23 protein-coding genes are annotated in these 18526 nt (G+C 67.8%); 3 read left to right on the top strand and 20 right to left on the bottom strand.

Annotation, left to right across the window (positions count from 1 at the left end; translation table 11 throughout):
* Window positions 1-6: 6 nt before the first annotated feature.
* The 5 genes from nqrE to C7T91_RS11600 are packed head-to-tail and all read right to left on the bottom strand — an operon-like array spanning window position 7 to window position 4651.
* A complete protein-coding gene (gene nqrE / locus C7T91_RS11620; RefSeq protein WP_108259358.1) occupies window positions 7-615 on the bottom strand; it encodes an NADH:ubiquinone reductase (Na(+)-transporting) subunit E in 609 nt (202 codons plus the stop codon).
* On the bottom strand, window positions 615-1268 hold the full coding sequence (locus C7T91_RS11615; RefSeq protein WP_108259357.1) for an NADH:ubiquinone reductase (Na(+)-transporting) subunit D: 654 nt from the start codon (window positions 1266-1268) through the stop codon (window positions 615-617). Before C7T91_RS11615 ends, nqrE begins: the two co-directional genes overlap by 1 nt.
* Window positions 1268-2098: a Na(+)-translocating NADH-quinone reductase subunit C gene (locus C7T91_RS11610; RefSeq protein WP_108259356.1), complete on the bottom strand. Its 831-nt coding sequence runs from the start codon at window positions 2096-2098 to the stop codon at window positions 1268-1270. The genes C7T91_RS11615 and C7T91_RS11610 overlap by 1 nt, the downstream gene beginning before the upstream one ends.
* Window positions 2091-3296, bottom strand: coding sequence for an NADH:ubiquinone reductase (Na(+)-transporting) subunit B (locus C7T91_RS11605; RefSeq protein ID WP_108259355.1), 1206 nt, complete (start codon window positions 3294-3296; stop codon window positions 2091-2093). The genes C7T91_RS11610 and C7T91_RS11605 overlap by 8 nt, the downstream gene beginning before the upstream one ends.
* 5 nt (window positions 3297-3301) lie before the next feature.
* The gene (locus C7T91_RS11600; protein WP_108259354.1) at window positions 3302-4651 is read right to left on the bottom strand and encodes a Na(+)-translocating NADH-quinone reductase subunit A; all 1350 of its coding nucleotides are present in this window, start codon (window positions 4649-4651) and stop codon (window positions 3302-3304) included.
* A gap of 275 nt (window positions 4652-4926) precedes the next feature.
* Between C7T91_RS11600 and C7T91_RS11595 the strand changes: the two genes are divergently transcribed.
* The 3 genes from C7T91_RS11595 (at window position 4927) to C7T91_RS11585 (ending at window position 9294) form a co-directional block, all read left to right on the top strand.
* A complete protein-coding gene (locus tag C7T91_RS11595; protein ID WP_108259353.1) occupies window positions 4927-5946 on the top strand; it encodes an FAD:protein FMN transferase in 1020 nt (339 codons plus the stop codon).
* A 17-nt stretch (window positions 5947-5963) separates the two neighbouring features.
* A complete protein-coding gene (nqrM, locus tag C7T91_RS11590; RefSeq protein WP_108259352.1) occupies window positions 5964-6215 on the top strand; it encodes a (Na+)-NQR maturation NqrM in 252 nt (83 codons plus the stop codon).
* A gap of 163 nt (window positions 6216-6378) precedes the next feature.
* Window positions 6379-9294 (top strand): Hint domain-containing protein, encoded by a 2916-nt coding sequence (locus C7T91_RS11585; protein WP_108259351.1) that lies wholly within the window; start codon window positions 6379-6381, stop codon window positions 9292-9294.
* On the opposite strand, the gene C7T91_RS11580 is transcribed toward C7T91_RS11585, so the two are convergent.
* The 15 genes from C7T91_RS11580 to C7T91_RS11515 form a co-directional block, all read right to left on the bottom strand.
* Window positions 9228-9410: a hypothetical protein gene (locus tag C7T91_RS11580; protein WP_108259350.1), complete on the bottom strand. Its 183-nt coding sequence runs from the start codon at window positions 9408-9410 to the stop codon at window positions 9228-9230. The two genes, C7T91_RS11585 and C7T91_RS11580, sit on opposite strands and share 67 nt — an antisense overlap.
* 1 nt (window position 9411) lies before the next feature.
* On the bottom strand, window positions 9412-9933 hold the full coding sequence (locus C7T91_RS11575; RefSeq protein WP_108259349.1) for a CBS domain-containing protein: 522 nt from the start codon (window positions 9931-9933) through the stop codon (window positions 9412-9414).
* Window positions 9934-10055: 122 nt separating this feature from the next.
* A complete protein-coding gene (locus tag C7T91_RS11570) occupies window positions 10056-10286 on the bottom strand; it encodes a DUF6950 family protein (RefSeq protein ID WP_108259348.1) in 231 nt (76 codons plus the stop codon).
* Window positions 10276-10509, bottom strand: a complete 234-nt coding sequence (locus tag C7T91_RS11565; RefSeq protein ID WP_108259347.1) for a hypothetical protein — start codon at window positions 10507-10509, stop codon at window positions 10276-10278. The genes C7T91_RS11570 and C7T91_RS11565 overlap by 11 nt, the downstream gene beginning before the upstream one ends.
* Entirely contained in the window at window positions 10419-10796 is a 378-nt protein-coding gene (locus C7T91_RS31570; RefSeq protein WP_145962856.1) for a hypothetical protein, read from the bottom strand. Before C7T91_RS31570 ends, C7T91_RS11565 begins: the two co-directional genes overlap by 91 nt.
* Complete coding sequence (locus tag C7T91_RS11560) at window positions 10793-11401, bottom strand: hypothetical protein (RefSeq protein ID WP_108259346.1); 609 nt, start codon at window positions 11399-11401, stop codon at window positions 10793-10795. Before C7T91_RS11560 ends, C7T91_RS31570 begins: the two co-directional genes overlap by 4 nt.
* Window positions 11401-14229 (bottom strand): tape measure protein, encoded by a 2829-nt coding sequence (locus tag C7T91_RS11555; protein ID WP_161555859.1) that lies wholly within the window; start codon window positions 14227-14229, stop codon window positions 11401-11403. Before C7T91_RS11555 ends, C7T91_RS11560 begins: the two co-directional genes overlap by 1 nt.
* Before the next feature lie 298 nt (window positions 14230-14527).
* Window positions 14528-14896: a GTA-gp10 family protein gene (locus C7T91_RS11550; RefSeq protein WP_108259344.1), complete on the bottom strand. Its 369-nt coding sequence runs from the start codon at window positions 14894-14896 to the stop codon at window positions 14528-14530.
* Window positions 14896-15303 (bottom strand): phage tail protein, encoded by a 408-nt coding sequence (locus C7T91_RS11545; protein WP_108259343.1) that lies wholly within the window; start codon window positions 15301-15303, stop codon window positions 14896-14898. The genes C7T91_RS11550 and C7T91_RS11545 overlap by 1 nt, the downstream gene beginning before the upstream one ends.
* A 1-nt stretch (window position 15304) precedes the next feature.
* Window positions 15305-15718 (bottom strand): tail completion protein gp17, encoded by a 414-nt coding sequence (gene gp17 / locus C7T91_RS11540; RefSeq protein WP_108259342.1) that lies wholly within the window; start codon window positions 15716-15718, stop codon window positions 15305-15307.
* A complete protein-coding gene (locus tag C7T91_RS11535) occupies window positions 15715-16152 on the bottom strand; it encodes an HK97-gp10 family putative phage morphogenesis protein (protein ID WP_161555858.1) in 438 nt (145 codons plus the stop codon). Before C7T91_RS11535 ends, gp17 begins: the two co-directional genes overlap by 4 nt.
* Window positions 16149-16484, bottom strand: a complete 336-nt coding sequence (locus tag C7T91_RS11530; protein ID WP_108259340.1) for a phage head completion protein — start codon at window positions 16482-16484, stop codon at window positions 16149-16151. The genes C7T91_RS11535 and C7T91_RS11530 overlap by 4 nt, the downstream gene beginning before the upstream one ends.
* Window positions 16481-16990: a head-tail connector protein gene (locus C7T91_RS11525; protein ID WP_108259339.1), complete on the bottom strand. Its 510-nt coding sequence runs from the start codon at window positions 16988-16990 to the stop codon at window positions 16481-16483. The genes C7T91_RS11530 and C7T91_RS11525 overlap by 4 nt, the downstream gene beginning before the upstream one ends.
* The gene (locus tag C7T91_RS11520) at window positions 16987-17244 is read right to left on the bottom strand and encodes a hypothetical protein (RefSeq protein ID WP_108259338.1); all 258 of its coding nucleotides are present in this window, start codon (window positions 17242-17244) and stop codon (window positions 16987-16989) included. The genes C7T91_RS11525 and C7T91_RS11520 overlap by 4 nt, the downstream gene beginning before the upstream one ends.
* Window positions 17245-17300: 56 nt before the next feature.
* Window positions 17301-18497, bottom strand: coding sequence for a phage major capsid protein (locus tag C7T91_RS11515; RefSeq protein ID WP_201742069.1), 1197 nt, complete (start codon window positions 18495-18497; stop codon window positions 17301-17303).
* Window positions 18498-18526: the final 29 nt, after the last annotated feature.

Below are 18526 nucleotides of genomic sequence, written 5' to 3'. Positions count from 1 at the left end.
CCTCCCTTACAGGTTGACGCCCGAGAAGGACATGAAGCCCATCGCCATCAGACCCGCAGTGATGAAGGTGATGCCGAGGCCCTGCAGCCCGTCGGGGATGTCGGAGTATTTCAGCTTCTCGCGCACGCCGGCCATGGCGGTGATCGCCAGCGCCCAGCCGATGCCCGAAGAAATGCCGTAGGTGGTGGCTTCGGCGAAATTGTAGTCGCGTTCCACCATGAAGAGCGAGCCGCCGAGGATGGCGCAGTTCACTGTGATCAGCGGCAGGAAGATGCCGAGCGCGTTGTAGAGCGGCGGGAAGTACTTATCGAGGGTCATCTCGAGGATCTGCACCATCGCCGCGATCACGCCGATATACGAGATCAGGCCCAGGAAGGTCAGGTCGACCTCGGGGAAGCCCGCCCATGCCAGCGCGCCGGGCGCCAGCAGGTTGTTCAGGATCAGGTTGTTGGCCGGCACGGTGATCGACGGGACGACGACCACCGAGATGCCGAGGCCGAGCGCCGTGCTGATCTTCTTCGACACGGCGATGAAGGTGCACATGCCGAGGAAGAACGAGAGCGCGAGGTTCTCGACGAAGATTGCCTTGAAGGCGAGGGAAACGAGCCCTTCCATCAGTGGGCCTCCACAGTCTGGATCTTGTATTCACGCGCCTCGACCTGAGCCGGTTTCCAGGTGCGGAAGCCCCAGATCAGCAGGCCGATGACGAAGAAGGCCGAGGGCGGCAGCAGCAGCAGGCCGTTCGGGACGTACCAACCGCCGTTGTTGACGGTCTCCATGATGGTGATGCCGAACAGCGAGCCCGAGCCGAACAGCTCGCGGATCACGCCGACCAGCATCAGGATCAGGCCGTAGCCGAAGCCGTTGCCGACGCCGTCGACGAAGGAGGCCATCGGCGGGTTCTTCATGGCGAAGGCTTCCGCGCGGCCCATCACGATGCAGTTGGTGATGATCAGGCCGACGAAGACCGACAGGGTCTTGGAGATCTCGTAGGCGAAGGCCTTGAGCACCTGGTCCACCAAGATCACCAGCGAGGCGATGATGATCATCTGCACGATGATCCGGATCGAGCTGGGGATGTGGTTGCGCAGCACCGAGATGAACATCGAGGAGAAGCCGGTCACCAGCGTCACGGCCAGCGCCATGACGAAGGCCACCTGCAGCGACGAGGTCACCGCCAGCGCCGAGCAGATGCCCAGCACCTGCAGCGTGATCGGGTTGTTGTCGACGAGCGGATCGACAAGCAGTGATTTGTGGTTCTCGGCCATCACAGGTCTCCGTTCTTCAGTTTCTCAAGGTAGGGCGCGAAGCCCTGCTCGCCCATCCAGAAGCGGACCAGGTTGTCCACGCCGCGCGAGGTCAGCGTGGCGCCGGCCAGCGCATCGATATGGTAGTTCGCGGCGTCGCCCGAAGGGTTGGCCTTGGACACGGTGATGCGCAGCTCGCCGTCGCCGTCGCGCAGCTCCTTGCCGTTCCACATCGCCTGCCAGCGCGGGTTGTCGACCTCGGCGCCGAGGCCGGGGGTCTCGGCATGTTCGTAGAACTGCAGGCCGAAGATGGTGTTGGCATCCTCTTCCAGCGTGATGAAGCCGTAGAGGGTCGACCACAGGCCGTAGCCGGCGATCGGCAGCACGACCTTGTCGAGGTTCCCGTCGCCGTCCTTCAGCAGGTAGACCATCTGGTAGCGCGCCTGGCGGCCGAGGCCGGCCGGGTCGTTCTCCAGCTCGGAGCTGAGCGCCATGTCCGAGGTCGCCGCAACGTCGTCGTAATCGGCCACGGTGAAGGGCTCGCCCGCCGCGTTCGGAACTTCGTCCACGTATTCCGCAGTGTCCAGGTCGACGATCTTCGGCTCGAAGGCCGAGGTGAAGACCTCGTTCACGTCCATGCCGTCCTCGAAGAGGCCGGCCACCTGGAGGATGTTGCGGCGCTTGTCGAGCAGCTGGTTCGCTTCCTGGACCGGGCGCAGCGCCACGGCGGCGGCGGCCACGACCATCGAGCAGAACAGGCAGAGCGAAATGGCGACGAACAGCGTCTTGGCAGTCGAGTCAGCCGGCGTGTTCTGCCACCAGCCGACGAAGCCTTTCTTGGTCTCAGGCATTGCGCTTGACCCTCCGGGCGATGTTGGCGCGCGCGACGAAATAGTCGATCAGCGGCGCGAAGATGTTTGCGAAGAGGATGGCGAGCATCATGCCTTCCGGGAAGGCCGGGTTGATGACGCGGATCATCACGACCATCACGCCGATCAGCGCGCCATAGATGTAGCGGCCGGTATTGGTGTGGCTGGCCGAGACCGGCTCGGTGACCATGAAGGCCAGGCCGAAGGCGTATCCGCCCACCACCAGGTGCCAGTACCAGGGCATCGCGAACATCGGGTTGTCGGCCGAGCCGACGACGTTCAGCAGCAGCGAAAAGCCGATCATGCCGCCGAGGCAGCCGACGACCAGGCGCCAGTTGGCGATCTTCGTGGTGATCAGGAAAGCGAGGCCGATGAGGCAGGCGAGGGTCGAGGTTTCGCCGAGCGAGCCGTGGATCGTGCCGAAGAAGGCGCTCCACCAGGTGATGCCCTCCGCGGCCAGCGCCTGCACGCCGTCGGTCGCGGTGACGGCCAGCGCGGTCGCGCCCGAGAAGCCGTCGACCGGAACCCAGACAGAGTCGCCGGACATCGAGGCCGGATAGGCGAAGTAGAGGAACGCGCGGCCGACCAGCGCCGGGTTGAGGAAGTTCTTGCCGGTGCCGCCGAAGACTTCCTTGCCGATCACGACGCCGAAGGAGATGCCGAGCGCGACCTGCCACAGCGGCGTCGAGGCCGGCAGGATCAGCGTGTAGAGCATCGAGGTGACGAGGAAGCCCTCGTTAACCTCATGGCGTCGGATGGTGGCGAAAAGCACTTCCCAGATGCCGCCCGCGACCAGCGTCACGATGTAGATCGGCAGGAAATAGGCCAAGCCGTGAAGGAAGTTGGCAAGCGGGTTCGCCGGGTTGAAGCCGATGCCGAGCGACGCGAGCAGCAGCTGGCGCCAGCCCTCGGGCTCGCCGCCGACCTGCGCGATCGCGGCATTGGCCTGGTAGCCGGTGTTGAATAGCGCGAACAGGATCACCGGAATGGTCGAGATCACGACATAGGTCATGATCCGCTTCATGTCGGTATAGGTCCGCGCATGCGGCGCGGCGGTGGTGACCGTCTTCGGGGTGTAGAGGAAGCTTTCCACCATCTCGTAGACGGGGAACCACTTCTCCCATTTGCCGCCCTTGGTGAAGTTCGGCTCGATCCGGTCGAAGAATTTGCGGGCGCCCATGGGTGTCAGCCCTCCTTCTCGATGCGGGCGAGGCTGTCGCGCAGCGCCATCCCGTATTCATACTTGGCCGGGCAGGCGAAGGTGCAGAGCGCGAGGTCCTCCTCGTCGAGCTCCAGCGCGCCGAGCGCCTGCGCGGTGTCGGTGTCGCCCACCAGCAGCGCCCGCAGGAGCTGCGTCGGCAGGTAGTCCTGCGGCATCAGCCGCTCGAACGTCCCGGTCGGCACCATCGCACGGCGGCCGCCGTTGAGGTTCGAGGTCAGGTTGTAGAGCTTCTTGCCCATGAAGGACGAGGCCAGCACCGGCTGGACCGCGAACTTGCCGGGCTGCGGGCTGATCCAGCCCAGCACTTCCTGCGCCTTGTCCTCGGTGATCAGCGTCACCTGGCGGTGGTAGCGGCCGAGGAAGCCCGTCGGGCCTTCGGCGACGGAGCCGCTCAGGACCGAGCCGGAAATGATCCGCACCGGGTCGTCGCCCGCGATTTCGCCCTCGGTCAGCGACGCGATGTCGGCGCCCATCAGGGTCTTCAGGTGGCGCGGGTTCGAGGCGCGCGGGCCGGCGACGGTGACCACGCGGGCCGCGTCCAGATGGCCGGTCTCGAACAGGCGGCCGATCGCCAGCACGTCCTGGTAGCCGACATGCCAGACCGTCTTGCCGCCATGCGGCGGTTCGATGAAATGCATGTGCGTCCCTGCGAGACCCGCCGGATGCGGCCCCTCGAAGGTATGCGTCTCGACATTGGCGACGGTCCCGGAGGACAGCTCCGCGCCGGGCGCCTGGCAGAGATAGGTCTTGCCTTCGCTCAGCCTGGAGATGGCCAGGAGGCCCTTGTCGAAGGTTGCGGCCTGCCCCTCGAGCACCAGTGCGGCGTCGGGCGCGAGCGGTTCGGACTCCATGGCGGTGACGAAGATCGCCGCCGGACGGTCCGACCCGCCGGGAACCTTGGAATAGGGCCGCGTGCGGAACGCCGTCCACAGGCCGGAATCGAGGAGTTTCGCGGCGACCTGCTCGCCGGTCAGCTCGGCGGGATCGGCGGCGTAGAAGTCGAGCCCGGCGTCATCGGCGTCGTCGATGTCGATCACGACGCTCTGCAACACGCGGCGGGCGCCGCGGTTGATCGCGCGGACCCGGCCCGTGGCCGGAGCGGTGAACACGACTTCGGGCGTGTCCTTGTGGCAGAAGAGGGCCGTCCCGCGACGGACTTGGTCCCCCTCCTGGACGAACATGCGGGGCTTCAACCCGACGTAGTCGCCACCGATGACGGCGACGGAGACAGGCGAGGCCGCGGCCTCGATCGCGGGCGCGGGGGCGCCAGCGATCGGCAGGTCGAGACCTTTCTTCAGGGCGTGATGGGTCATCTAGCTCGAAGCGTCCTAGGTGCGGCTGTGGATGGTGACTGCGTTTTCAACATTGCGCACCTCCGTATGCAATGTTGGCAGAAACCAAAATGTGGCAATGTGCCGTGCGCCCCGACCGGGAATGCACGACTCGCAGCTTCCTTTAACCGCCCCGGCCGCGCAACGCAGCCCCTAATTGCCTTATTTTCCCCGTCGTCCCGGTCAGCCTGCCCAATTGACACCAAATCCCGCGGATGAAAAACCGCGACCAAAGCCTTTGCACGGGATGTCATCACATGCGCGCGATACTGCTCTCCACCGCCCTTCTTTCCCTCTCGGCCTGCTGGCCGCAGAGCGCCCCCGAGAGCGTCCGGATCGAGGGCAGCACCATGGGCACGACCTATCACGTCACCGTGGTCGACGGCCCGGCGGACATGGATGCGGAGCGGCTGGAGGAGATCACCGAGGACGCGCTGGCCGCGATCCTGGCGCATGTCAACAACTGGGACCCGGCCTCGGAAGTGTCGCGCTTCAGCGCGCTCGACGGCACCGGTCCGGTCGAGATTTCCCCCGAATTGCAGGCGGTCATGGCGGAAGCCAACCGGATCAACGCGCTGTCTGGCGGCAAGTTCGACGTGACGCTGGCGCCGCTGATCGACCTCTGGGGCTTCGGGCCGAAGAAGCCGGGCGAGCCGGTGCCCTCGGAGGACGAGATCGCCGCCGCGATGCAGACCGTGGGCCAGGCGGACAAGCTGATCCTGGGCCAAGGCACGCTGCAGAAGGCCCTGCCAGGCGTCTCGCTGAACCTCTCGGCCATCGCCAAGGGCCAGGGCATCGACGCGGTCGGCGACGCCATCGCCGCGGCGGGCGCCACGCGCTACCTGGTGGAAATCGGCGGCGACCTCGTGTCGAAGGGCCTCAATGCCCAGGACGAGCCCTGGGTGATCGGCGTGGAACGCCCCGACGCGGCCAGCCAGACCGTCGAGGTCGTCATCCCGGTCACCGACATGGGACTGGCCACCTCCGGCGACTACCGCAACTATTTCGAGCAGGACGGCGTCCGCTACAGCCACATCATCGACCCGACCACCGGGCGGCCGATCACCCATACCACGGCCTCGGTCACCGTCCTTGCCGAAACGGCAATGGCCGCAGACGGGCTTGCCACCGCCCTGCTGGCCATGGGAGAAGAGGAGGCGATGCCGCTGGCCGAGGCCGAGGACATCCCGGTCATGTTCATCACCCGCCGCGATGGCGGATTCGTGACCGCCAGCAGCTCTTCCTTCGACGCCCTCGTGGCCCAGATGGAAGAGTAAGGACCAAGGAGCACATCATGGCCACTTTCGCCTTCGCCTTCGCCTTTCTCCTGCTTGTCGTCCTGGGCATGTCCCTGGGCGTCCTCCTGATGGGCAAGACCATCAAGGGCAGCTGCGGCGGCCTGAACGCCATTTCGGGCGCCGACAAATGCGTCGTCTGCAAGAAGGACGTCGATCCGAACAGCCCGCTGCGCGACAAGCTGCAATGCAAGCGCGCCCAGGCGATGCGCGAGCGCCTGGACGCCGAGATCGAGGCCGACGCCCGCTGAAGACCGGCGCTGCCTAGAGTTTTAGGCAGTTTCCCCCTCCCCTGCCCGCTCCGGCGCAGGCATCTTCACGCTGCGTTAAAACGCTGCCGCCATCCTTCCCGCCGCCCTGCCGCGCACCGCGCCGCGGGGCAGACGCTTCAGCGCTTCGGTGGGGAACCCGGTCATGGCCACGACCTTCGACGTCATCTATCTCGGCACCTTCGCGACGATCGACAATGTCGAAGGCAATGCGCTAGCCGACAACGCCGCCGCGCTCAACGGGCTGACCGTCGGCAGTGCCGACCAGCCACTGTGGAAGAACATCCAGAGCTTCAGCCCGGGCTCCACCGGCTATGGCGGCGGAATAAGCAGCGGCTACGACCAATCGAACAGCCCGTCGGAGACCTTCCGGATCAATGGCGGCGCCGATCAGACCTTCGACGCCGGAACGCTCTACAACGGCACGATCACCTTCGTGGACGGGAGCACCGCAACGGCCCGTCTGATCCTGATCCAGGACACGACCGGCCACACCTATCTCGCGCCGACAATAGGGGCCGGACCGGATGCCGATCTCCTCGCGTCCGGAGCCATCCAGTCCATTTCCATCACCTCGGTCAACAATGCCTCTTGGGACGTGTTCGAAGCCAACCGGGTGGCCAACGCGTTTTCCCATCCCGACGTGGTCGACGGCACCGCAGGGAACGACTCGATGGGCGCGGGCTTCACCGATGCCCAGGGCGACAGGATCGAGCCGAATGCGGGCGCGGCGGATTCGGTCGCGGCCGGAGCCGGCAATGACACGATCAATACCGGCGCGGGCAATGACACGGTCTGGGCCGGCGACGGCAATGACGTGATCTACGCCACCCGCGGCAATGACAGCCTGATGGGCGAAGGCGGCGACGACCGCTTCATCTACGTCACCGGCGACGGCGCCGACACGGTCTCGGGCGGCACCGGCACCGACACGCTCGACTTCTCCACCAGCACCGGCCCGATCAGCGTGCTCTACAGCGGCGCCCAGGCCGGCACGTTCAGCGACGGCAGCTCGACCTCCTCCTTCTCCGGCATCGAACGCCTGACGATGACCTCCGGCAACGACACGATCGACGCCGGCTTTTCCTCGGGCAGCACCTGGATCGACGGTGGCGCAGGCGACGACCGGATCGAATACGGCAGCTCCAGCAGCACCGTCTTCGGCGGCGACGGCAACGACTTCATCGACGACAATGACGGCACGCGCGAGCTCGGCAACGACTATCTCGACGGCGGCGCGGGCAATGACTCGATCTATGCCGGGCAGGGCCAGGACACTGTCCATGGCGGCAGCGGCAACGACATCATCTATGCCGAGGACGGCAACGACCTCGTCTATGGCGGCGACGGCAGCGACACGGTCGACGGCAGCTCCGGCAACGACACGATCTATGGCGGCGACGGCGCCGACAGCCTGGCCGGCGGCACCGGCGCCGACAGCCTCTACGGCGATGGCGGCAACGACACCGTGTTCGGCGGCGACGGCGCCGACCGGCTGGAGGGCGGCAGCGGCAACGACATCCTCTGGGGCGGCAGCGACCGCTCTGCCGACACGCTGCTGGGCGGCGACGACAGCGACACGCTTTTCGCGACCGACGGGTTCGGCGCCTCGACCTTCGCCGGCGGCGAGGGCGGCACCGACTGGGACATGCTCAATTTCGGCTATGCCGCCACACCGGTCACCGTCACTTATGCGGGCAGCGAGGCGGGCACCGCCACCAACGGCACCGACACCCTGACCTTTTCCCAGATCGAAGCGGTCTCCCTGACCGGCGGCAATGACAGCCTCGACGGCTCGGCCAGCTCGGGTCCGATGACGGTCTGGGGCGGCGCGGGCAGCGACACGATCCGCGGCGGCAGCGGCGCGGACAGCCTTTCCGGCGGCGACGGCGACGATCACATCTATTCCGGCGACGGCGCCGATACGGTCTCCGGCGGGGCCGGAAACGACCTGCTGGTCACCGGCGCGGGCAATGACAGCGTCACCGGCGGCGACGGCAATGACACGATCCTGGCGGAATTCGGCGATGACACGATCAACGCCGGAGCGGGCGACGACGTGATCGGCGGCAGCCTCGGACGCGACCTGATCACCACCGGCACCGGCAAGGACCGGATCATCGTCACCTATAACGACCTGCAGGACACGATCACCGATTTCGACATGGCCGATGACGACAGCGACGGACTGTCGAACGACCAGCTCGACGTCTCGGGCCTGACCGGCGGGCGCGGTCCCGGCGGCGCCGTGACGGTCTGGGACGTCACCGTCACAGATGACGGCGCGGGAAATGCGGTCCTGACCTTCCCGGGCGCTGAATCGGTGGTGCTGATGGGCGTCAGCGCGGCCAGCCTGTCGAGCCCGGCCGCCCTGCGCGCCACCGGCATTCCCTGCTTCACGCCCGGCACGATGATCGAGACGGAAGCAGGCCCCGTCGCGGTGGAACGCCTGCGTCCGGGCGACCGGCTGGGCACCGCCGATGCAGGGTTCCAGCCGGTGCTCTGGACCGCGCAGAGCCGCCTCGGCACCGCCGAGCTGGCCACCCGCCCCGAGGCCCGGCCGGTGCTGATCCGTCCCGGCGGACTGGTGGCGCTTTCCCGGCCGATCCTGGTCTCGCCGCAGCATTGCATGGCGGCCGAGATCGGCGGACAGGAACGCTTCGTGCGCGCCCGCCACCTGACCGGCCTGCCCGGCGGCATGGCCGAGGCGTGTCACGGGCTCGAGCCCGTGACCTATGTGCATGTGCTGCTGCCGTCGCATCAGGTGATCTTCGCCGAGGGCGCCCGGACCGAAAGCCTCTGGCCCGGACCGATGGCAGTGGCGATGCTGCCGGAGGCCGAGCGCGCTGAACTGCTGCGGCTGCTGCCCTGGCTGGCGCAGGTGCTGGCGGTCAGCCCGAAGCTCGGCCGCGAAATCGTGCGCCACCGCTACGGCCCCCCTGCCCGTCCGGAAATTCCGAAGAAGCTGCTGAACCGGCTGGCCCGCGGCGGGGCTCAGCCGCCGAATTCGAGGGGCAGGAACGCCAGGAGCGCGAAGCTTGCCGCTGCGGGCAGGCCGTAGGACCAGGCGCGCAGCACCCAGCCCTCCCTCTGCGCCTTCCAGTTCTCGCGGAACTGGCGGCCGCAGAAGACCATCACCAGAAGAAGTCCGGTCGCCCAGAGCGGTGTCAGCGTCATCTTACCCCACAATCATCTGCTTCATGCGCAGCGCTTCGTATTCCAGCTGCCGCAGCCGCGCCTTGACCACGTCGCCGATCGAAATCAGGCCGATCATCCGGCCGTCCTCGACCACCGGCATGTGGCGGAACCGCCCGTCCGACATGCGCCGGAGCACCGACAGCAGCGGCGTGTCCGGCGTGCAGGTCTGCGGGTTCGGCGTCATCAGCTCGGCCACCGAGGTTTCCAGCCCTTCATGGCCCTTCTCGTCGATCTGGCGCACCACGTCGCGTTCGGACAGCACGCCGACCACCCGGTCGTCCTCCATCACCACGATGACGCCGATGCGGCGCGCGCGCAGCTCGGACACCGCCTTGGCGACGCTTTCCGAGGGCGTGATGGTATAGACGATGCTGCCCTTCTCGCGCAGCACGGCCTCGACCGTGATCACGCCGTCCGCGAGGTTGGAATCAGCCGTCTGGGAATAGGTGCGGTGCTCTTCCTGGCTGCTGGCCAGAACGCCCTGATAGGATTGCGGGGCCATGTGTTCTCCTCCCTTAGAGATGGGGACGCGGGGGCTCCTCCTCAGCCGGACGCGTCCTGCCTGACATCAGAGTAGGCACATTCCGATCAAAGGACTAGCCGGAAATCGCGCCCTGCCTTGTCTTATGAGTTTCCGGGTCCGTCGTTGATGTTCGGGGCCGTCTGTTGCCCGCCATGCACGGCGTCGTCGCCATAGGCGGGCAGCCCGTCGAGCGCCGCCGGGCGCAGGCCCATCGCGCGGGCCGTGGCGCGCGCCAGCTGGAAGCAATCGCTTTGCCCCCAGACGAAGGGCCGCCCTTCCCAGGCGGCCAGCTCTTCGGCCAGGAGGCGCGGCCAGAACTGTTTACGTGCCAATCTTCAGCTCCTGCGTCTGCAGCGACTGCACCATGTCGAAGAAGGCATCGCCCGCGTAGCGGGTGCGCTGGTCCTGCGGCAGGTAGCGGAACGGCCGCGGCCGCTTCAGGTCCAGCGCCCGCGGCTCCAGACTCAGGGTGATGACCGGGTTCTGCGGGTCGTTGTTGTTCGAGATGTTGTCGCAGACCCCGTCGAAGAAGACGGTCGCGCCGCCACGTTCCATTCCGCATCGGCCCAGATCAGGCTGATCAGCACCCGGCGGCGCTGGAAGGGCTCGTTCTCGGCGATGCTGATGGTCTCCGGGGCCATCCCGGCCAGCGAGACCGTGAGGCCGGACAGCCGGTTGCCGGTGGTGCTCGCGCTGCCGCTGATCTCGAGGAGCTCGCCGCTGCCGATATAGCTCACGCCGCCATGGATCAGGTCGCCATGCCCGGTCCAGAGGTTCAGCGGGGCGTCATCGAAGAAGCCGCGGAACAGGTAGCCGACGCGGCTGCCGCCCGGGATGCTCATTCCAGATACTCGATCATTTCGACGGAGACGGAGCGGCCGGAGCTCCAGTCATGCGCGATGGTCAGCGGGTCGCCCATGAGACGCCACAGCCCGTTCGGCGTGGCGGTGTTCAACGCGTCCCCGTCGCCGATATTGGTGCGCAGCGGCGGGAAGATCCCGATCGCCTGCAGACCCGCCCCGTCGGTCGGCCCGGCGCTGACGACCCGGTAGAGCCGCTGCAGGAAGGTGAACCAGTCGCCGACTTCCATCGCCGGAACCTGCCCGCCCGGCAGGACATGCTGCAGTGTCAGGCTGATGTCGTTGCGCAGGGCCCCGCCGGAGACCGTCGGCGCGCCGTTCAGAAAGCCGTATGGCCCGTCATGGTCGAAATTGTAGAGCCGGAACGGCGTCAGCGGCCCGCGCAGCCCGGTCAGCCAGCCCTCGACGCGCGCCTGGCGCAGCTTGTCGTGGAACGGCGCAAGGGTTGCCCGTGCCGTCCAGATGTCCCCGCCGAAGTCATAGACCGCCTGCGCATTGCTGTAGGGGCTCCGCGCCATGCCGACGGTATGGGCGGCAGTGATCTCGAAGCTCATGAACTTGAAGTCGGCAGGTGCGAAATCGGCCATCAGAGCACCCCTTCCCGCTGCAGCCGCGCCACCAGGGCATCGGCCTGCGACCGGCCGATGGCAGCCATGCGCCGCTCGAGCGCGGCCAGATCGGCCTCGGACCCGCTGCCGACCTCGACATTGTTGGTGATCTGCACCGCCACCCCGCCGCCGCGCCCGGCAACCGGCATCTCCGGCACGGCCGGCATGGACAGGGTGACCGGGATCGACCGGCCATCGGGCAGCGGGACATAGGCCTCGGGCGTCCTCCCCTCGCCGAACAGCGAGAGCTGCGGGCTGCGCGCGATGCCGCCCATGGCATAGCGGTTCAGGCGCAGCGGGCCGCGGGCCGTCATGATGTTGCCGTTGGCGCTGGCCGTGACGGCTGGCGCCGCCCCGGTGAAGAGCGTCGAGAAGAAGCCGCCCGCGCCGCCGCCGGCAAAGAGGCTCTGGAATGCCGATGTTCCGTTCATCTGCAGCAGCTGCACGATGATCTGCTTGATTCCGTCCTCGACGCTCTCGGCCTGCATGGCGACCTGCGCGAAGGTGTTGGCGAGCTGCGCGCCCGCATCCGCACCGCTCTGCCCAAGGCGCTTCGTCGCCTCGTCCAGCATGGCGACCTGATCAGACTCCGCGCCATAGGCTGCCACCAGCAGCTTGCGCGCTTCGGCGATGCGCTGCGCCTGCGCTTCCTGCGCCTCGGTGGCCGTCTGGGTCTGTTGCACCAGCCCGTTCAGCAGCGTCCTGGCCTCGTCAAGCGTGCCGACCTGCTCCTCGCTGATCAGCTGGACCGGATCCTTGCCCTTGCCACCCTTGCTGCCGCCGCCGGGCGCCTTCACGCCGTTGAGACGGTCGATCTGTTCGCCGATCCCCTTGAGCGCCTCTTCCGCCTCGCGGGTCTGGGTTGCGTCGAGGCCGCCACCGGCCAGCGCGTCGCGCAGGGTCTGCGCCTGCGCCTGCAGATCCGCGATCTTGCGGCTGGCCAGGTTGGCATTGTCGAGGATCGTCGTCACTACCGAGTTGCCGGTATCGACAACCGCCTCGGTCGCGCCGGTCACGCCCGCGATGCTGCCGACGCGGGCCTCCTCCAGCGTTTGGCTCAGAAGCTCCACCTTTGCCTGCACCGCATCGGCTTCGGCCGCGGCACGGGCGAACTCCACCTCTGCGGCTGACAAGCCTTCCAGGCCCGCCCCGGTGGCGATCCTGGCACGCACGGCAAGCTCGCGCTCGGCTGCGCGCTCGCGGACCTCATAGTCAGCGATATAGTTCCCGCCCGGCCCCGGACCCGTGCCGGTGGTGTTGTCCAGCGCGCGCTCGCGCCGGATGTCGTCCCGCGCCTGGTCCATAAGCTCGCCACGAATATCCGACAGGGCAGACTGCGCATCGAGAGCCGACGCCTGGGCAGCGAGGAGGCGCGCCGCTCGCAGCTTGTTCAGCGCCCCGATCCGCGTGTTGATCGCATCCACCTCCGCCCGGGCAGTGGCCGCAGCGACATCGGCCTCCCCCGCAACCGCCGCCTTGTAGGTGGCCGAGGCCTGAGCCATTTCCTCTTTCGCCGCCGCGATCTCGCCGTCGATCCGTGCGACATCGTTCATCGCCGCCTCGAATTCGGACGCCGCCGATTGCGCCGCTGACAGGCTCGAGGCCACCCTCTCGGCTTCCGAAGGGATCCGCGAGATCGCAATCGCCAGCGCACCGGCCAGAGTGATCGCCGCTCCGACCGGGCCGCCGAAGAAGGCCATCACGCCGCTGAAGGCCCTCATGGCTCCCGTGGCCACCCGGGTCCGCAGCGACAAGCGTGTCTGCGCAGCCGCGAGCCTGTCCGTGGCGGCCGCCGCACGCGCATGCGCAGCCGCAAGGTTCTCCGCGGCCCTCGCCTGCGCCCGGTCCGCGCGCTCCATCTTCTTGGTGATGACCGTGCCACGGTTCTCCGCCTCGGCCTTCTGGTAGACCTTCCGCTGATACTTGTTCGCGGCATCCAGCTTTTCCCGCATCACCCGGATCTCGTCCTTCGACGATTTCACCGATGCCTGCGCAGCCTTCACCTCGTCCTGCCGCGCCTGGGCTGCATCGCGGAAAGCCGAGGACACCGCCCCGATCCCGCGCCCGCCTGCCAGGCCGACCGCGGCCCCGGCCACGATCTGCAGCGAGGCGGCCAGGGTCTCGGCACCGGTCCCGGCCCCGGACATGTATTCGCCGAGCCATTGCATCGCGCCGTTGACCGCTTCGGTCGTGCCGAGCGACTGGTCGAGCTGGCCGACATAGGCGGTCAGCCCGGTGCGCAGCACGGTGACCGCCTCCTGCCCGGAGACCGCGAGCTGCGCAAAGCTGGCATCCGCCTGCTCCGCCAGTCCGTCGAGCGCCTGCAGGACGATGTCCGAGGTCAGCTCCTGCGCCTCGGCCACCGCGCGCAGCTCCGCCCGGGTCACGCCGGCCGCCGCTGCGAGGGCATCGAGGAACTCGACCGGAGCCGCCTCGCGGATCGAGGCGAACTCGTCGCCGCTGAGCACGCCGGATTGCAGCGCTTGCCCGAGCTGCAGGCCGACGCTGCCGACCTCGGCAGAGGACGCGCCGCCGGTGGCCATCATCTTCTGCAGCGTCTCGACCCGGCGCATGGTCGTCCCGAAATCGTCGCCGGTCGCCTTGGCCATGCGGGCGACAGCCGCCGTGGTGCTGCCGATCTCGCTGCGGGTGCGCAGCGCCAGATCGACCATCTGCTGCTGCGCATCGCCGCCGGTTTGGCCGATGGAGGTCAGCGACCGCTCGACGCCCCGCCAACCCTCGGCCAGATTGCGGAACTCGACCAGCGCCGCCGCGGAGCCAAGGGCCACCAGGGCCGTGGTCACCATTCCGATCGCACGCTGAGACCGCTCCCAGCGCGCGTCGATCCGGTCCAGCCGCTGGTTTACCAGTCGCTCGTGCGCTGTCAGCGTCCTGGAGTAGCGACGAGCCCCCTGATCGAAGGATCGCGTGTCGGCCGTGTACTCCGTGAGGATCCGTTCCGTCACCATGGCTTGCGCGAAGCTCCCATCGTCTCGATTTTCTTCATGTAGGCGTCATGCGTCGCCCAGAACTGCCTGGGCGTCGCACGGTCGAATTCGCTTGGCGGCCATCCGAGATGGACCGCCGCGAAAGCCGCGGCAGCCTCTAGCCACCCGCTGCGGGCGGCGGCAGCACCATCGGGGCTGCCTCTTCCCACTTTTTTTTTGCCTCCTCCGGCGACCAGAGGCAGGCAATGATGAACCGAACGATGCTCTCCCGCAGCGCGGCCGAGGTCACCGGCGCCTCGAAAACAGAACGACCGACCGCGTCGATGGAATCGAACTTCTCGCCCGCCGCGTGGGTGGCGTGGAAGACGATCAAGGCCAGCTCGCGGACGCCGAGGCAACCGCGCAGCGCCAGCTCGTAGACCTCGAGCAAGGCGAGCCCGAGACCCTGCTCGATCTCGCGCATCGCGCCATAGGTCGGCCGCATGAGGTAGCGCTCGCCGCGCAGGGTCACCGGAATGTCGGCCATCAGGTCACCGTCGTGACGACAGGGTCATCGGCGAAGTTGACCGAGATGCTCCAGGTCAGCACGCCGTCGACGCCCGACGATTCCTCGGAGATCGTGATGGCAGCCGTGCCGACATAGCTTTCGCCGCCCACGTTCTTGTCGCGGATCTCGACATCGATGATCTCGCCGCTTGCCGAGAGCTCCTGCAGCCGGGTGTGGATCGCCAGCATCGGGCGCTCCGGCTCGACCTTGGTGGTGAAGATGGCGCCGGAGTCGGTGGCATACGGGTGCGACCCGTTCTTGGTCCGGCTGGTGCTTGCGGTCTTGCCGGAGTTGTAGGTGCCATCGCCCTGATATGGCACTTCGGTCATCGTACCGCTGACATCGATGAACAGGAGCTTGTCCTTGCCCTTTACTGCATTCCCCATCTCACTCTCCTATGATGGTCTCGAACCTGATGATCTCGTGCTGCGAATGGGCGTCGCCGCCCCCCGCGCTGTAGCCTTCCAGCACATCCAGCGCCGTGGCCTCGCCATGCGGCTGCCATTCGGCGAGCGCCGCGTAGATCGCCTCGTGAAGCCGCGCCGCCCGCGCCCGTCCCTTCGCCTTCACGTCGAAGACATGGACGGCGAAGCGGTGGCGCCAGCGCTTCCGCCGCGCGTCGGAGACCGGGCGGTACTGGAATTCGTCCAGCCTCACATGCTGGCGCGGCGGGCTGTGCGGAACGTGGTCAAGGACCGGCACATCGCCGCCGACCGGGTCCATTCCCTGCCCGGCCAGGATCGCCGCCAGCCGCTCCATCAGCAGCGCCTGCAGCTCCAGGCTGCGTCCGATCGGCGTCATTCGAGCCCCCGCTCTGACCGTCCGCCGGTGCGGCCGAGCGACCCCGGCGCCGCCTGCTTCAGGGCGTCGCGCAGCGCCTGGCGCATTTCGGCGCTGTGTTCGCCGGAATTCATCTCGACGGCGCGCTCATGGAAGGGGCGCGGGTCCGCCTTGCTGGTGCCGTCATGCACGAATCTGGCATAGAAGGCGGCATCGCGCGCCTTGGCGCTGATGTAGCCGACGAAGCCGGAAACCGACGCCTTGCGCAGGCTCTTGCGGTACCAGCGGCGCAGCAGGCCGGTGCGGCGCCGCGTCATGGCGTCGATATTCGAGGTCCCGTCCTTGTGCACCGAGGTGATCGTCCGGTTGATGCCCTCCAGAGCGGTGTTCTTCAGCGCCGCAGAGCGCTGCCGCGAGCGCGCCGCGGCTCCCTTGGCGCCGGTCTGCCCGCTCATGGCGCGGTGCCTTCCTGTGCGTTCACGCGGATCTTGCCGAAGACCGGAAACCCGACCGCGCGGAGGTTCATCACGCGGCCCTGGACCGTGACCCGCCATTCCGCGGTAATGGTGCGCGTCTCCGGGTCGTCGATCACGCTCAGGACGTGATCCAGCACCTGGACCTCGCGCGACTGGCTGAACTCCTCGTCCGCCACCGCCGGTGCTGCGGTTGCCATGCCGACCCAGCGCGGCCCGAGCGCCTCCCAGGTCACATCGTACCCCCCGTAGCCGTCCGACACCTTCACCGGCTTTTCGAAGACGGCACGGAACTGGCGCTGGCCAGCGCTCACAGCGGGGCCCTCCAGCGCAGCGCCGAAATCAGCGCCTGCGCCGCGGCCGGCACCTGCTGCAGGGCGACCGGCACGGCTGCTTCGCGGTTGGCGTACCAGAGCCCGACCAGCTGCAGGACGATCACGCGGACGCGGTCGATCCCGGCTTCGGACATCCGGCAGGTGAAGTCGATCGAGGCAGGCCCGGCGAGGGAGACGCCGGGGCCCGCCGCGGTCGGCGTCACCGCCAGCGTCTCCGTCGAGCTGTCCCCGTAGGTGGCCACGGCCGTGACCACGTCCGGCATCGGCAGGACATGCCACCCGGCGCAATCGGCCGTGACGCGCCAGGTCTGGGGCATGATGCAGCGGCCGAGCACCCCGGACCAGCCGTCGAGATGGCCGATCGCGGCCAGCAGGTAGCCGTCGATCAGCACATCCTCGAACTCGTGATCGGCGCGGCAATGCATCCGCGCCTCCTCGAGCGTGACGGGCCGGAGGGTCGGCGCTTCGACCAGGGCCGGGGTCACTTCGCGGCCTTCTCCGCCGCAGGCTTCTTGGCCGCAGGCTTATCGGCAGCGGCCCGCTCGGCCTCCGCCTGCTCTGCGGCAGCCTTCTCGGCAGCGGCGCGCGCGGCCTCCGCCTGCTCCGCGGCTCCCTCGTCCGCGACGAGGACGCCTGCCCGCACCAGATGCGCGGCCCGTTTCGGGTCGATCTCGCGGGTCTCTCCCGGCGCATAGTAGCGGTCGCCGATATGCGGGCGGATCACCTTGAATTTTTCCATTCCAGTCTCCTTTCAGGGACAGGCCAGAGACGCGCAGCGCGTCCCCGGCGGGCCGGTTACGCCACGCGGCCGAAGTCGCCGTAGATGAAGGCCTCGGGGCGGTAGACCGCGAGCGCCAAGCGTTCCTCGGCGAGGATCGTGACCTTGTTGCGGGTGAAGTCGTCATCCTGGAAGCCGGTCTCGATCCGGCCCGCCCACTGGTCGAACAGCTGCGCCGCCATGCCGAAGGCGCCGGTCAGCACCTTGTCGACGGTCATCGCCTGGGTCGCCACCACCGGCGCGTTCCACAGCGTCGCGCCGATATTGCCCTGCGGCTGGCCGATGATGTAGCGGCCCTCGCCGTCCTTCAGCAGCTCGATCCAGGCCCAGTCGATCGGGTTCATGACGATGCCGTCGGAGGGATACTCGGCCAGCGAGGCCTGCAGCAGCATCAGCCGGATCTTGTCGATCGACTGGGTGTCCGCCCCGCCGGTCGGATCCACATAGGCCGTGGCCTGCGGCACGATCCCGTGCAGGTTCTCGCCGGTCCCGTCGCCGAAGAGGATCTGCATCTCCTCGACCATCTCCAGCCCGTACATCAGGCGGGTATCGATCAGCGTGCGGATCTGCGCCACGTCCGACAGGGTCTGCTTCGAGACCCGGAACCAGTGCGCCAGCACCTTGGTGCGGGTCTGGACGTCGTCGAGCGTCAGATCGCTCTGCGCCTTCAGCGCGCCCTCGGCGGCCGGGGCGGCATTGTTCGTGAAACCGGTCTCGACCGTGTAGTCGACGACCGGGCTGTCGGTCGTGCCCGGCATCAGCAGCTGGCGGACCGTCATGCGGCGGCGCGGCTGCTCGATCACGCCGGGGCGGTAGTTCGGCTGGATCGCCGCGCCGACGCCCCCGGCGCCGGTGGTCGCGGTGGTGATGTCGGCCTTGACCTCCATCGACGCCGAGGCGCCCTTGCGCTGCGTGTCCTTGAAGCCCTTGAAGTCGTCGGTCTCGACGAAGCGCTGGCCGAGGCTCTTCGCCTCCTGGGCGCCATCGCCGCCGCCGCGGGACAGCTGCTGCTCGAGCTCGGCCAGCTGGGCCTTCATCCCGTTCATGGCGCTGAGCTTTTCGTCCATTTCGGCCTTGAAGGCGGCCGTCGCGGTCTCGCCCTTCTGCGCCATGTCGAGCGCCTTCTCGGCGACTTCCTTGACCGCGTCGTGCTTCTGATCGAACGCGGCTTTCGTTTCCGCCGCGAGCTGCGCGGCCGATTTCTGTTCCGACATCGGAATCTCCGTTGATGTTGTGGAGCGGG

It is taken from the genome of Mangrovicoccus ximenensis, from assembly GCF_003056725.1.
Classification (GTDB): domain Bacteria; phylum Pseudomonadota; class Alphaproteobacteria; order Rhodobacterales; family Rhodobacteraceae; genus Mangrovicoccus; species Mangrovicoccus ximenensis.
This window is presented reverse-complemented; position numbering and strand designations above follow the sequence as displayed.